This is a genomic window from Nonomuraea sp. GTA35 (genome assembly GCF_041950525.1).
Taxonomy (GTDB): domain Bacteria; phylum Actinomycetota; class Actinomycetes; order Streptosporangiales; family Streptosporangiaceae; genus Nonomuraea.
The window spans coordinates 433,297-447,219 of record NZ_JBGNUV010000009.1; the positions used below are offsets into that span (position 1 = coordinate 433,297).

15 protein-coding genes are annotated in these 13,923 nt (G+C 71.5%); 11 read left to right on the top strand and 4 right to left on the bottom strand.

The features are described from left to right. The first annotated feature begins 60 nt into the window (after positions 1-60). Positions 61-981: a hypothetical protein gene (locus tag ACBJ32_RS36365; protein WP_375130640.1), complete on the top strand. Its 921-nt coding sequence runs from the start codon at positions 61-63 to the stop codon at positions 979-981. 100 nt (positions 982-1,081) lie between these two features. Further along, a complete protein-coding gene (gene gltX, locus ACBJ32_RS36370; RefSeq protein WP_375130591.1) occupies positions 1,082-2,497 on the top strand; it encodes a glutamate--tRNA ligase in 1,416 nt (471 codons plus the stop codon). A gap of 406 nt (positions 2,498-2,903) precedes the next feature. On the opposite strand, the gene ACBJ32_RS36375 is transcribed toward gltX, so the two are convergent. Genes ACBJ32_RS36375 through ACBJ32_RS36385 form a run of 3 tightly spaced genes read right to left on the bottom strand, consistent with a single transcriptional unit; the run spans position 2,904 to position 6,251 of the window. Continuing rightward, a complete protein-coding gene (locus tag ACBJ32_RS36375; protein ID WP_375130592.1) occupies positions 2,904-4,328 on the bottom strand; it encodes an FAD-dependent oxidoreductase in 1,425 nt (474 codons plus the stop codon). Then, entirely contained in the window at positions 4,328-5,182 is an 855-nt protein-coding gene (locus tag ACBJ32_RS36380; RefSeq protein WP_375130593.1) for a hypothetical protein, read from the bottom strand. The genes ACBJ32_RS36375 and ACBJ32_RS36380 overlap by 1 nt, the downstream gene beginning before the upstream one ends. Before the next feature lies 1 nt (position 5,183). Next, the gene (locus tag ACBJ32_RS36385; protein WP_375130594.1) at positions 5,184-6,251 is read right to left on the bottom strand and encodes a flavin-containing monooxygenase; all 1,068 of its coding nucleotides are present in this window, start codon (positions 6,249-6,251) and stop codon (positions 5,184-5,186) included. 53 nt (positions 6,252-6,304) lie between these two features. Here ACBJ32_RS36385 and ACBJ32_RS36390 point away from each other — a divergent pair, with 53 nt between their 5' ends. The 9 genes from ACBJ32_RS36390 (at position 6,305) to ACBJ32_RS36430 (ending at position 13,108) form a co-directional block, all read left to right on the top strand. After that, the gene (locus ACBJ32_RS36390) at positions 6,305-6,646 is read left to right on the top strand and encodes an ArsR/SmtB family transcription factor (RefSeq protein ID WP_375130595.1); all 342 of its coding nucleotides are present in this window, start codon (positions 6,305-6,307) and stop codon (positions 6,644-6,646) included. Between the two features lie 116 nt (positions 6,647-6,762). Then, complete coding sequence (locus ACBJ32_RS36395) at positions 6,763-6,921, top strand: hypothetical protein (RefSeq protein WP_375130596.1); 159 nt, start codon at positions 6,763-6,765, stop codon at positions 6,919-6,921. A gap of 24 nt (positions 6,922-6,945) precedes the next feature. Next, on the top strand, positions 6,946-8,358 hold the full coding sequence (locus tag ACBJ32_RS36400; protein ID WP_375130597.1) for an FAD-dependent oxidoreductase: 1,413 nt from the start codon (positions 6,946-6,948) through the stop codon (positions 8,356-8,358). Positions 8,359-8,372: 14 nt separating this feature from the next. Beyond that, a complete protein-coding gene (locus ACBJ32_RS36405; protein ID WP_375130598.1) occupies positions 8,373-8,645 on the top strand; it encodes a hypothetical protein in 273 nt (90 codons plus the stop codon). Continuing rightward, positions 8,642-9,880 carry an MFS transporter gene (locus ACBJ32_RS36410; protein WP_375130599.1) on the top strand — a complete coding sequence of 413 codons (1,239 nt, stop codon included), beginning with the start codon at positions 8,642-8,644 and terminating at the stop codon, positions 9,878-9,880. Before ACBJ32_RS36405 ends, ACBJ32_RS36410 begins: the two co-directional genes overlap by 4 nt. A 32-nt stretch (positions 9,881-9,912) precedes the next feature. Further along, positions 9,913-10,311, top strand: coding sequence for a metalloregulator ArsR/SmtB family transcription factor (locus tag ACBJ32_RS36415; RefSeq protein WP_375130600.1), 399 nt, complete (start codon positions 9,913-9,915; stop codon positions 10,309-10,311). Further along, positions 10,308-11,366: an ArsO family NAD(P)H-dependent flavin-containing monooxygenase gene (locus ACBJ32_RS36420; RefSeq protein WP_375130601.1), complete on the top strand. Its 1,059-nt coding sequence runs from the start codon at positions 10,308-10,310 to the stop codon at positions 11,364-11,366. The genes ACBJ32_RS36415 and ACBJ32_RS36420 overlap by 4 nt, the downstream gene beginning before the upstream one ends. 163 nt (positions 11,367-11,529) lie before the next feature. Further along, positions 11,530-11,811 (top strand): hypothetical protein, encoded by a 282-nt coding sequence (locus ACBJ32_RS36425; RefSeq protein ID WP_375130602.1) that lies wholly within the window; start codon positions 11,530-11,532, stop codon positions 11,809-11,811. Next, on the top strand, positions 11,804-13,108 hold the full coding sequence (locus ACBJ32_RS36430) for a M28 family metallopeptidase (RefSeq protein WP_375130603.1): 1,305 nt from the start codon (positions 11,804-11,806) through the stop codon (positions 13,106-13,108). Before ACBJ32_RS36425 ends, ACBJ32_RS36430 begins: the two co-directional genes overlap by 8 nt. Before the next feature lie 139 nt (positions 13,109-13,247). Here the strand turns inward: ACBJ32_RS36430 and ACBJ32_RS36435 are convergent, their stop codons facing one another. Beyond that, positions 13,248-13,859 carry a low molecular weight phosphatase family protein gene (locus ACBJ32_RS36435; RefSeq protein WP_375130604.1) on the bottom strand — a complete coding sequence of 204 codons (612 nt, stop codon included), beginning with the start codon at positions 13,857-13,859 and terminating at the stop codon, positions 13,248-13,250. Between the last annotated feature and the right edge of the window lie 64 nt (positions 13,860-13,923).

Sequence of the window (13,923 nt, forward strand, 5' to 3'; positions counted from 1 at the left end):
CTTCAGTTGGCCGCGAGCGCCGGCATGGGGGCTCTCGGATCCACCGAACAGGTTCGGCAGATGCTCGAGTGGACGCTCGGCGCTGAACGGAGCGCGGAAGACTGGAACATCGCGTGCGCCGACCACCTGCACGGCCTGCGAACCCGCCCGGCGGCACAGGTGGTCACCGATCTCGTGATCGACTTTTACGCGCTGCGTCAGCAGATGGAGACGTCCACCGCCAAGGACCTTCGCGAGCTCCATCGCACGGCCGCCATGCTGTCATCCATCCAGGCCAACGCGCTGACCCGATTGGGCGACCATGGGGCTGCTCTGCGCTGGTGGCACACCGCTCGCCAGGCGGCCGACGCTTCCCGCGACGACAGCCTGAACGTGTTGATCCGCGCTGAAGAAGCCAGTTGCGGCCTATACGGGCAGCGCTCTCCGACCACCGTGTTGCGGCTCGTCGAGCATGCGCACCGCATCGTGATCCCCAACCCGTGCTTGAAGCTCGTGGGCGCCAAGGCCAAGGCACTCGCCATGCTGGGCCGTTCGGGTGAGGCGTCCGAGACGATGCACGTGCTGCTCCGTCATGCTGACCAGGGCGCAGGAGGGGACGCACAGGGAGTTTGGACCAGCGCGGACACCCACTTCACCCGAAGCTGGGTCCACTCCGCAGCAGGAGAAGAGACGCTCGCCGAAGCTGCCCGGCAGGAGCTGCTCCGCTTGACTGCCGATTGGGCCGCCCGGGAGAACAGCCCCTACCGAACTAATGCCGATCTTCATGCAGCCCTGGGCATGGTCACCCGAGGAGCCGTGGACAGCGGTATGCGCCATGCCGCTGAAGCGATCGACGCGCTGCCATCGGATCTGCGCCACGTGTTCGTCATGGAGACCGGACGCATGGTGTTGCGGGCTGTACCGTTCGATCAGCGAAGCCGTCCCGCGGTAAATGACCTTCGCGCGATGCTGACTCCCGACCACGACAACGTCCCCGTATAGGGCCATGGCTCGACCGGACTGTGGAGCCACTGCCTTTTCGATGGCCATGAGCAGCGGATATTAGCCAGACCTCTCGCATCACGGTCGGTAGAGTTGCAGCGTGTCTACGTCTCCGGTTCGCGTGCGTTTTGCGCCTTCCCCTACTGGAATGTTCCATGTGGGTGGGGCGCGGTCGGCTCTGTACAACTGGGCAGTGGCGCGACAATCCGGCGGCACGTTCGTTCTTCGCATCGAGGACACCGACACAGCACGCAACCGGCCGGAGTGGACTCAGGGCATCATCGATGCCTTGGCGGCCATCGGGATCAGCTCCGCTGACCCGACCTTCGAGGGCCCGTACTTCCAGTCCGAAAACGCCGGGCGGCACCAGGAGGCATCCCTGCGGCTGTATGCGACGGGGCGGGCGTACTACTGCGACTGCACCCGCGAGCAGCTCAAGGAGCGGACCGGGTCTGAGCATCTGGGATACGACGGGTTCTGCCGTGAGCGCGGGCTGGAGTTCGCCGAGGGGCGGGCGCTGCGATTCCGCACGCCGGACGAGGGCGAGACCGTGGTGGAGGATCTCGTCCGCGGTAAGCCGATCTTCCCCAACGCCTCGATCGAGGACTTCGTGATCGCCCGAGGCGACGGGTCGCCGGTGTTCCTGCTGGCCAACGTGGTCGATGACCTGGACGAGGGCATCACGCAGGTGATCCGGGGCGAGGAGCACCTGTCGAACACGCCCAAGCAGCAGCTCCTGTGGGAAGCCCTGCGTGCCACGCCACCGGTGTGGGGGCACCTGCCGGTCATCGTGAACGAGAAGCGGCAGAAGCTGTCGAAGCGGCGCGACAAGGTGGCGCTGGAGGACTACCTGGCCGACGGGTTCCTGCCGGAGGCGATGGTCAACTACCTGATGTTGCTGGGCTGGGGGCCGGGCGACGATCGGGAGATCATGCCGTACGAGGAGATGGAGCGGCTGTTCCGGATCGAGGACGTGAACACTTCGCCGGCGTTCTTCGACGTGAAGAAGCTGACGGCGTTCAACGGCGAGTACATCCGGGCACTGTCACCCGAGGCGTTCATCGCCGCCTGCGCGCCCTGGCTGACCCAGCCCCGTGCGCCCTGGCGGGCTGAGGCGTTCGACGCAGCCGTGTTCGCCGAAGTGGCGCCTCTGGCGCAAACCCGGCTGACGCTCCTGTCGGAGATCACCGGTAACGTGGATTTCCTGTTCCTGGACGAGCCGGTGTTCGACGAAGCTTCCTGGTCCAAGGCCATGAAGCCGGGGGCAGCGGAGTTGCTACGCGACGTGCGTGCCGCCTATGCCAACGTTGGTTGGCACGCCGATGAGCTGAAGATCGTGCTAACGGCGGTCGGCGAGAGACATGAGTTGAAGCTGGGCAAGGCGCAGGCTCCGGTCCGAGTCGCGGTCACGGGCCGGACTGTCGGCCTCCCCCTGTTCGAGTCGTTGGAAGTCCTCGGCCGCGATCAAACGCTGGCGCGTCTCGATGCCGCGCTGTTGCGATTGTCTGAGGTGTGAACGAGCGGCCGTGCGGCGTGCGTTAGTGCTTGCCACAACTGCGCACGTACGCTTGCGTCGCCTCCGGCGAGGGCTTGTGAGAAGAGGCGGCCGCACAAGCAACCGGCCCCCCGCTGTGCGGGGGCCGTTCATCGCGTGCTGCTGCCCGCGCCGGGCGGGTCGGCCTCGGGCAGCAGCACCACGGGCGGCCCTCCTCCCGCACGTCCATGGCGGCCAAGTCGACCGGCTCGATCACCTCGATCGGGCGCAGCCCCAGCAGGCTGGTGGAGGCCTCCCGCCGCAGGTCTGCCGGCGGCCCAGTGGCGACCGTCGCGGCGGTGGCCTGCCGGTCGGCCTCGGCCGGGGGACGCTGTCGGCGTTGCCGGTGCAGGAGATGAAGCGCCTAGGTTGCGCCTAGCCGTGGCGGCTATCCGGCCAGGGCTGCCAGTTTGACGGCCGCTGCCGGGTCTATGCCCAGCTCGGTCGCCGCCGCCATGACCGCGTCGGCGGGGTTGGCCTGGTGGCCGAGGTGCCGGGTGGTGGCGGCCATGAGCTTGGCGGGGGTGTCGGGCGGCAGGCCGAAGTCGTCGGTGATGGCGCGCACGGCCAGGGTGATCGAGCAGACACCGGTCTCGGGCAGGTCGAGCTGGACCTCTCGCGCCGCTGCCCAGTCGCCGGCCAGGGCGGCGATGACGGATCGGGCTTGCTCGTAGCCGGTGGCCAGCAGGAAGGTGGGGGCGCGGCCGTAGCTCTTCATCCCGATGGCGTAGTAGCCGGGCTCGGGGTGGGCCAGCTCGTCCACGCCGTGCGGGCGGACGGTGCCGCAGGAGTGGTCGTTGGGGTCGATCAGCGGGGCGAGCAGGCGGGTGGTGCCGAGGATGGGGTCGAGGTCGAGCCGCAGTTCGGCGGCGATGGAGTGGTCCGGCCGGTAGCCGGTGGCGGCCACGACATGATCGGCCTTGATGGTGCGATCGGAGCCGGCGTGCTGCCGGGAGCGGAGCTCGACGGTGCCGTCGGTCAGGACGCGGACGGCGTTGACCTTGAAGCCTTCAGCCAGGTCGACCAGGCCCTTGTCGACGAGCAGGCGCAGTCCGGAGCCGAGGGAGCCGCGGGCGGGCAGGGCGTCCGCTTCGCCGCCGCCGTAGGCGCGCTCCGGCGCGTCGGCGCGGATGGCCCAGGTGACGCGGGTGCCTGGCGCCTGCTCGGCCAGGTCGGCGAGCGCGAGCAGCGTGGTGGCGGCCGAGTGCCCGGCGCCGACCACGATCGTGTGGCGGCCGGCGAACCGGTGGCGGTCGGCGCCGAGCACGTCGGGCAGGGCATGGTGGATCCAGTCGGCCGCTTCGCGCTCGCCGCGGGCGGGCAGCCCGTTGGCGCCGAGCACGTTCGGTGTTGCCCAGGTGCCGGAGGCGTCGATCACCGCCCGCGCGCGGATCTCGCTGTCGTCCTCCAGTCGTAGGACGAACGGGGCGTTCTCGCGGCCCGCCGTGCGGAGCCGGTCGATGTCCAGGCGGCTGATCGCCGCCACGCGCGCCCCGTAGCGGAGGTGCGGAGCGATCGAGGGGTGGCCGGCCAGTGGCTCGAGGTAGGCGGAGACGAGGTCTTGGCCGGTGGGCAGCGCCTCGGGATCGGGCGGCGTCCAGCCGGAGGCGCGCAGCAGGCGTGTCGCGGCGGCATCGGTGTTGTAGCGCCACGGGCTGAACATGCGCACATGTCCCCACTGGCGTACCGAGGAGCCGGCGACGGGCCCGGCTTCCAGGACGGCGAAGGGCAGGCCGCGTTCGGCCAGGTGGGCTGCGGCGGCCAGGCCCACGGGGCCGGCGCCGATGACGGCCACGGGCAAAGCGGTGTTCATCAGGCGAAGTCCTTTCCAAGACGAGCGGTTCTGCGGAGCGGCGCCAGGGCCAGGCCGGCCACGGCGTACATCACCAGGCCGTAGGCCAGCACGATTAGGCTGACGAGGGCCGCGTCGGCGGACAGGCCGGCGACCAGGAGGGCGAGGGACAGGTTGCGGATGGTGGTGGTCATGGCGACGGCCCGCCGGGCCGACGGGCTCTCGAGGCCCGGGGTGGCATAGGCCAGCAGGCACAGGAGCGTCAGCAGAGCGAAGGCGGCCCAGCCGGAGATCGGGATGGTGGTCAGCCGGTCTGCGGTGGTGATGAGGATGTAGAGGGTCGAGGTCACCAGCAGCACGTCGGCCACCCGCCTGCTGACCTTCTGTACCCGGTCGGCGGTGCCGGGCGATCGGGCGCGCAGCCACATCCCGGCGAGGATCGGGATGAGCTGGGCCAGCAACATCGCCACCACCTGGAGCCCCGCGTCCCCTCCCACGGGTGCGCCTGCGTACGGTGCGGCCAGACTCCAGGCAGGCACGGCGAGCAGGCCCAGGACGGCGAGCGTGCCTTGCAGGCTCACTCCCAAGGCCAGGTCGCCGCGTGCGTGATAGGTGAGCAGGGCTCCGGTGCCGCCGCCAGGCGCGGCGGCGGCCAGGACCACCCCGTAGGCGATCGCGCCGTCCAGGCGCAGCAAGCGGACGAGCAGGACCGCGATCGCCGGTACCGCCACGACATTCACCAGCACGGCCGCCGTCAGGGCGAGCGCGCGGCGGAGCAGTGCCGCGAAGCCGGCGAGCGTCAGCGAGGTGCCGACGGTCAGCATGGTAGCCAGCAGCAGCACGACCAGCGCCAGGGTGATCAGCGGAGAATCCATGTCACAGGCCGTAGGCAGCCAGGACTCCGCCGGCGTAGGCGGCGATCGGCGCCGCCACGTGTTCGGCGTCACGGTGCACGCCGCGCAGGGTGTTGGAGGCGAAGGAGCGCTGGAACTCCAGTCCGACGTAGCCGAGCCCGAGGTGGGTGGTGGACAGGCCACCGGTGTGCAGGGGCAGCCCTGTTTCGTCGAGGGTGCCGAGCGGGGCCAGGTAGTCCAGGTGCGGCAGGTAGCCGGTCGCGTAGATCACCGCATCGACGCGCTCGCGCTCGCCGTCGGCCCAGATGAGCTGGTCGCCGTCGAAGGCGGTGAACATCGCACGGCGCTGCAGGCGGCCGTCGGCCAGGGCGGCGGCGTAGTCGCCGGTGTCCATGACCAGGGTGCCGCTGGCGACGCGGGCCAGCCAGGCGGGCGGGAGCTGGTCGAAGCCGGTGGTGGTGTGCCAGTAGTGCACGTCCTTGCCGCCGACGATCTGCGGCATGAGCTGCAGTGGCTGGCGGGAGGCGATCGTGACGTCGGCCACCTCGGCCAGTTCGTAGGCGATCTGGACGGCGGAGTTGCCGCCGCCGACCACCACGACGCGCTGCCCGGCGTAGTCCTTGGGGTTGCGGTAGCCGGCCACGTGCAGGGCTTGGCCGGTGTAGCCGTCCTTGCCGGGCAGGGCGGGGATGTTGGGGTTGCCGAAGGAGCCGCTGGCCGCGATCACGCCCATGCTGCGGAGGGTGTCCCCGGCGGCGGTGTGGACGAGGAAGCCGCCCGCGCCGTCGGCTTCCACGGCGGTGACGCGGGTGCCGGTGCGGATCTCGGCGTCCAGGCTGCCAGCGTAGCGCTGCAGGTAGGCGACGACTTCGTCGCGGGTGGGGTAGTGGTCGCCGTCGCCGGGGAAGTCCTGGCCGGGCATGGCGCTGTAGCGGGCGGGCGAGAACAGGGTGAGGCTGTCGTAGTAGCTGCTCCACGAGCCGGTGGGCGTCGGGCCGGCTTCGAGGATGACGGGGGTGCGGCCGGCGGCGCGCAGGGCGCGGGCGGCGGCCAGGCCGGACTGGCCGGCGCCGATGACGATGGTGTCCATGCCGACGGATCATATCCTCATATCCAGAAATGACAATACGGTAGAGTCGTGCCATGCAGACGGCAGGCAGCGGCATCCAGCTCACCGACGCGGCGCGCGGCTTCCTCAAGGCGCTGGCCAGCGACACCCGCCAGCAGATCCTGTTCCTGTTCGAGGGCGGGGTGGAGCTGACCGTCAGCCAGGTGGCCGAACGCCTGTCGCTGGCCCAGTCGGCCACCTCCACCCACCTGGCCACGCTGCGCGAGGGCGGCGTGCTCACCTCACGGCGCGAGTGGAAGACCGTCTACTACCGCGCCAACCCCGACGGGACACGGCAGGCGCTGGCCGACCTGCAGGCCGCCCTGGCCGCCTGCTGCCCGCCGGGAGACGGCCCCTCTGCCGGCGGTTGCGGCTGACCGGGCACGGAGCCGGCCGCACGCCTCAGCTTAGGCGCTCATCTAATTTGACAATCCTCTAATCAGTGGTCCAGAATCTGAGCTGTTTAGATGAGCTTCTATTCAGGAGGTGCGCGATGCGCGCTCTGCTCACCCGCCTGCGCCGCCCCGCCGACACCTCGGGTGACGTCTCGGGCTTCACCTTCAACGAGGCGACCGCGGAGGTGTGCGACCGCACCTGCCGCGCTGAGGCCGCCATCGAGCGCGCCCGCACCTTTGCCCTGTCCTTCCGCTGACCCGCGCCCATCTGGAGAGCCGTCATGAGTGATAGTTGCTGCGGCACCGTTGCCGTCGAGATCGAGCAGTTCGCCACCCCTCAGCAGGCCGCCTCCGGGCAGCCGGGCCACCTGCCCGTCGTCGTGATCGGCGCCGGCCCGGTCGGCCTGGCCGCCGCCGCCCACCTGGCCGAGCGCGGCATCGACTACACGATCCTCGAAGCAGGCGACCGCGTCGCCGCCTCGGTGGCCCAGTGGGGCCACGTGCGGGTGTTCAGCCCGTGGAAGTACAACATCGACGCCGCCGCCCGCCGCCTCCTGGAGGCCGACGGCTGGAGTGCTCCGGACCCCGAGTGGCTGCCCACCGGCGCCGAGCTCATCGACGACTACCTCGCGCCGCTGGCCAAGCTGTTCGGCGACAAGGTACGGCTCGGGGCGAAGGTGAGCGCGATCAGCCGCCTCGGCTACGACCGGGTCCGCACCGCCGGTCGCGACGACGCGCCGTTCCTGATCCGCCTGGCCGACGGCACCGAACTGCCGGCACGCGCGATCATCGACGCCTCCGGCACCTACACCAGCCCGAACGTGCTCGGCGCGAGCGGCCTGCCCGCCCACGGTGAGAACGAGGTGTTCGTCGACCACGCCCTGCCCGACGTCCTCGGTGCCGACCGCGACCGCTACGAGGGCCAGCGAGTGCTGGTCGTCGGCGCCGGCCACTCGGCCGCCACCACCCTGCTCGCGCTGGCCGAACTGGAGCGCACCCCGATCACCTGGGCGATCCGGGCCGGCAACGCCACCCGCACCTACGGCGGCGGCGAGGCCGATGCGCTGCCGGCCCGCGGCGCGCTCGGCACCCGGCTGCGCGCCCACGTCACCTCCGGCCGCATCCAGTTGCTGACCGGCTTCTTCACCCACCGCGTCCACCCCACCGGCCAGGGCGTCGAGGTGATCAGCCGCGACCCCTCCGGCCACGAGCAGAGCGTCACCGTGGACCGCATCGTGTCGGCCAACGGCTACCGCCCCGACCACTCCATCGCCTCCGAACTTCGCCTCGACCTCGACCCGGTGCTCGGCTCCCCCCGCGCCCTGGCCCCGCTGATCGACCCCAACCAGCACTCCTGCGGCACCGTCCCCGCCCACGGCGTGGACGAGCTCGCGCACCCCGAGCCCGGCTACTACGCCGTCGGCGTCAAGAGCTACGGCCGCGCGCCGACGTTCCTCATGGCCACCGGCTACGAGCAGGTCCGCTCCGTCGTGGCGGCGCTGGCCGGGGACTGGGAGGCGGCCCGCGACGTGCAGCTCGACCTGCCCGAGACCGGCGTGTGTTCCTCCAACCTCGCTGAGGCCCAGGAACAGCGGGTCGGCCTGGCCACCGGCATCAGCGGCGGCCTGCTGTCCACCCCGCTCCCCCTCGCCACCGTCGGTGCCACTGCCGAGTCCGGCGGCTGCTGCGGCTGAAAGGACCCACCCCGATGTCCGACGGCTACCCCACCGCCGCCCAGAAGGAGGCGCTACGCCTCATCTGCGACCACGGACGGCTGGAGACCGAACGCCTGGGCCGCCACCTCCTGCAGGCCCGGCGGCCGAGCACCAACCCCGGCTACGCCCGCGCGATCACCCGGATGGCGGGCACCCTGGCCTGGCGCCTGCACGCCCAGGGCTTCATCACCGAAACCGCGGGCGGCGCCTGGGCCACGACCGCAACCGGCAGGCAGCTCATCGCCTGTCCCGGCGAGCGCGAGTGAGCGCCCCCGCTTCGAGCGCCGTCCCCGTCCTCGGGGACGGCGCTCAGCGACGTCGGCGGCACGGCTGGCCGGTCATCGCCGCGCTGGCCGTCACCCAGACCATCGGCTACGGCGTGCTCTACTACGCCTTCTCCGTCTTCCTCGCTCCCATGGCCCGGGACCTGCACGCCACGCCCGCGCAGATCGCCGCGGCGCTCACCTTGTCGATCCTGATCGCCGCGGTGTGTGCGCCGCTGGTCGGCCGCCTGCTGGACGCCGGCGGCGGGCGCGCCCTGATGACCGCCGGGTCGCTGCTCGGCACCGCGGCGGTGCTGGCCTGGTCACGGGTGGAGAGCCTGCCGCAGCTGTACGCGGTGTTCGCGCTCGTCGGGGTCGCCTGCTCCATGGTGCTGTACGAGGCGGCGTTCGCGGTCATCGTCTCCCTCCACGCCACCGACGAGCGCGGCCGGGCCAACGGGCTGCTGGCGCTGACCATCGTGGCCGGGTTCGCCTCCTCGATCTTCCTGCCGCTGACCGGCCTGCTGGTCGACCGGTACGGCTGGCGTACGGCGCTGGTGATCCTGGCACTGATCTACGGGACGGCGGCGATCCCGCTACACGCCCTCGTGCTACGCCGCCGCACCCGTACGGCAAGCACACAGGCGTCCGCCACAGCCCAGGAGCGGGCCGCCATCGTCAAGGCGGCCACCCGCGCTCGGCCGTTCTGGCTGCTGGTGATCGCCTTCACCGCCAGCGGCGGCGCGGTCGCCACCGTGGCGGTCCTGCTCATCACCTATCTGATTCATCTCGGTCACCCGCCCGTGCTGGCCGCCACGCTGGCCGGGCTGCTGGGGGTGCTGTCGGTGACCGGACGGCTGGTCACCACCGGTCTGCAGACCCGGCTGCCAGCCGCCCTCATCGCCGCCGCCATCTTCGCCCTGCAAGGCGTGGCCGCCCTCGCCCTGCCGCTGATCGGGCGCAGCGTCGCCGGCGCGATCGGCGCGGTGCTGCTGTTCGGGCTCGGCTTCGGCATCGCCTCCATCACCCTGCCGCACCTGCTGGTCGGCCGCTACGGCACCGCCGCCTACGCCAGCCTGGCCGGCCGCATCGCCGTCTTCTCCGTCGCCGACAAGGCGCTGGCCCCGCTCGGCGCCCTCGCCCTCGCCCAGGCCGCCGGTTATGGCTGGGTGATGGGTGCGGTGGCCGCCGCCTGCGCGATCTCCGCGTTCGCGCTGGTCGCCTACCACCGCCTATAATTTCGACAGACTTCGAATCAGGAGGGGTTGTCATGACCGTCCCCACCGGCCAGTGCTGCGCCCCCATCGCCCGCGAACCGCTGGCCGAGGACACCGCCGCCGAGCTCGCTGTCATGCTCAAGGCGGTCGCCGACCCGGTACGGCTGCGGCTGCTGTCGATGATCGGCTCCCATGCCGGCGGTGAGGCGTGCGTGTGCGACCTGACCGACGCCTTCGACCTGACCGCGCCCACCATCTCCCACCACCTCAAGGTGCTGCGCACGGCCGGGCTGATCGACGGCGAGCGGCGTGGCACCTGGGTGTACTACCGCATCATCCCTGAGGCGGTGAACCGGCTCGGCGCCCTGTTCGCCCCCCTCACCGAGCCCGTTCTTGGGCCCGTGCCTCAGCCCGCGGCGGGACGCAGCGAGCTGGAGCTGCTGCCCGCATGACGGCCGCCCCTCGGACTGTCGACGTCCTGGTGATCGGCGGCGGGCAGGCGGGCCTGGCCGCCGGCTACTACCTGCGCCGCGCGAAGACCGACTTCGTCATCCTCGACGCCCAGGACAGCGGCGGCGGCGCCTGGCGGCACGCCTGGGACAGCCTGCGCCTGTTCTCCCCGGCCCAGTACAGCTCGCTGCCCGGCCGCATGATGCCCATCCCACCCGGCGGCGGCTACCCCAGCGCCGCCGAGGTCGTCACCTACCTGACCGACTACGAACGCCGCTACGACCTGCCGGTGCTGCGCCCGGTGAGGGTGCATGCGGTGCGGCGCGGTGATGGTCACCTCCTGGTCGAGACCGGCCACGGCACCTGGCAGGCCAAGGCCGTGATCAGCGCGACCGGCACCTGGTGGCGCCCCTACATCCCGTACTATCCCGGCCTGCGTGACTTCGGCGGCAAGCACCTGCACACCGCCGGCTACCTCGGCCCCGAGCCGTTGCGCGGCAAACGCGTGGTCATCGTCGGCGGCGGCAACTCCGCCGCCCAGCTGCTGGCCGAGGTGTCCACGTTCGCCGAGGTCACCTGGGTGACCCAGCGCCCGCCACGCCTTCTGCCGGACGAGGTCGACGGCCGCGCCCTGTTCGACCTGGCCACCCGCCGCCACCGCGCCAGCCAGACGGGCGAGCCCGCCGCGGGCATCGCCGACCTGGGCGACATTGTCGCCGTCCCACCGGTGCGCGAGGCCCGCGACCGCGGCGTGCTCAAGGCCGAGCCCATGTTCACCCGCATCACCCCGCGCGGCGTCGCCTGGGCCGACGGCAGCACCCTGGCCTGCGACGTGATCTTGTGGTGCACCGGCTTCCGGCCAGTCTTGGGCCACCTGGCGCCCCTGGGCCTGCGCGGTCCGGACGGGCTCATCCCCACCCGCGGCACCCAGGCGATCGGCGAACCCCGCCTGCACCTGCTCGGCTACGGTGACTGGACCGGACCCGCCTCGGCCACCCTGATCGGCGCAGGCCGCACCGCTCGGCAGCTCGCCGCCGAGATCACCGCCCAGCTGTAGAGAGCTTCGCGCCACGCCTGGCGAACCCCGACCATTCTCTAATTAGATTCACATCTATCTTGACGGACATCGAAACAGCGTGAGATCGTGACGACTGATTAGACATCCATCTAACTCTTAGGGGTGGGGTGGGCGATCCACTCTGCTCGATAGGGAGACCACGATGACGAACCAGACCAGCGGCGGCTTCCTCGGCGACCTGGAAGAGGCCTTCACCCCACCCGCCTCCGGAGGCTGCTGCGGCTCCCCTTCCTCCGCCGGCCAGCCGTCCGGCGTCGCCGGGGAGAGCAACGAGCCGGCCGCTGCGGCGACGGCCTGCTGCGGCAGCCCGGCCGCCGCCAGCCAGGCCGCCCAGAGCGGTTGCTGCGGCCAGGCCCCCGCTCCGGTCGCTCACCCGGCCGGCTCTCAGGACGGGGTTCAGGGCGGCTCCGGGTGCTGTGGATGACCAGCACAGCATCCGGCTCGGCCAGGGCGGGCCTGATCTGGCCGCCCTGGTGGAGGCGGTGTCGGCCACCCGCATGCACGCCACGGTGCGCGAGCTGGCCAGCGACCGTTACGCCGGGCGGCGCGTGGGCTCGCCCGGCGGCCGCGCCGCCGCCTCCTGGCTCGCCGCGCGACTCGGCGAGCTGGGCGCCCAAGTGCAGCTGTCGGAGTTCGACGTGGCAGGGGTACGCGAGCTGTACGCGACGCCCGTACTCGAATGGAGCGGCGCCGGGCGGACGCGGCACCTGGAGCACCGCCGCGACTTCGTCGAGCACTTGGCCTCCGCCGAACTGCCGCACCCGCGCACCGCCCTGCTGACCAAGGTCCCCGAGACCGATCTCGTGACCGGCCCCGAGACTGGTCCGGAGACCGGCCTGCGCGGCCGATGGGTGCTGGCCGACGCCACCACCTGGGGGCGAGCGTGTGAACTGGCCGAAGCACAGGGCGCGGCCGGAGTGCTGACCGTACGCGGCACCGACACCGACGGCTGGATGCCCAAGATGATCGCCGGGCCGCCTGCCCGCGCGGTGCCCGTCATCGCCGTGCGCCCCGAGGCCCACCGGCATCTGGGCGAAGCCCTGGACAACGGCCCGGTCCAGGTGACCGGCTCCATGCCGCTGCGGCAGATCGCCACCCGAGGCCGCAACATCTACGCGCGCTTTCCCCGCACCGAGACCGGCGGCCACCGACGTGGCGACGACGGGTCCGTCGGCGGGAACGCGAGGCTGCGGGTATTGCTGAGCGCGCACTACGACGGCGTCGGCGACGACCCCGACCAGCGCCTGCCCGCAGCCGCCGACAACGCCTCCGGGGTGGCCGCGGTCCTAGAGGCCGCCCGCGTGCTGACCGCCGCGCGGCGCGGGGCGCTGGAGCTGACGGTGGCCTTCCTGGACGCGGAGGAGGCGGGCGCGTGGGGCTCAGCCCACCACGCCCCCACCCTGCCGCCGGACACGCTCGTGATCAACCTCGACGGTGCCGCGCAGCTGCACGAGGCCGCAGCTGTCGAGGCGGGCGGACCCGCCCACGCGTTGCTGGCCACCCTGGACCAGGCCGCCCGCCTGACCGGCGTGCCGCTGAAGGCGGGCGCGATGGCCTCCGACAACCGCCGCTACGCCGCCGCCGGCCTGGCCTCGATCGGCGTTGGCATGGGCATGCCCGGCTACCAGACTCCGGCTGAGACCCCAGATCGCATTGAGTCGGACACGCTGGTGGCCGCCGCCCGGCTGCTGGTGGCGACCGTCATGCTGCTCAGCGCCTAGGAGGACCGCCAGAGCGGGGAACCGTTTCCGTCACCTGGGGCATCATTTGGCCAACGCCAGTTCGATGGCAGGCATCAGGGGCCATGTCGACCTCCTCGCACACGAACGCCCGATATCCGAAGGGCGCCAGCAGGCGGCCCTACTGGGCGGCAGGGTGTGGGATCAACTCGTCCAGCAGGTCGCGCACCATCAGATCGATCTCCAGGCACAGGTCGTGGACCTCGTGCAGCGCTTTGCCGCGGGTGTCGGAGAAGTCCCAGTTCAGGTAGCGCTTGCCGGGGTGGAGGGGGCAGGCGTCGCCGCAGCCCATGGAGACGATCACGTCGGCGGCCAGGACGATCTCATCGGTGAGCGGCTTGGGAAACTCGGTGGAGACGGTGACGCCCATGAGAGCCAGCGCCTCGAGCACGGTGGGCTCGATCTCGTGGGCCGGGTCGGTGCCCGCCGTCCGTACGTGGACGCGGCCGGCCGCGTGATGGTTGGTCAGGGCCGCGGCGATCTGGGAGCGGCCGGCGTTGTGGGTGCAGACGAACAGCACCTCGCACACCGGTTTGCCGATCTGGCCCCGGCTTTGGGCCAGTGCGGTGAGCCGCTCCTCGGCCAGACGCTGGGTGAGGGTGAACAGGTGCTGCCGGATGCGGGCGCCGCGGGCGAGGGAGTCGTAGGACTGGCTCACGTACCGCTCGACCGTCTCGATCGAGAAGATCCCCGGAAAGCGCGGCAGCAGCTGCTGGGCGATTCTGCGCAGCATGGCATCAGGCCGGCTCAGCTCCATCGGCATGCCCTCGGTGCCGCAGGCTCCCACCGCGGCGGGA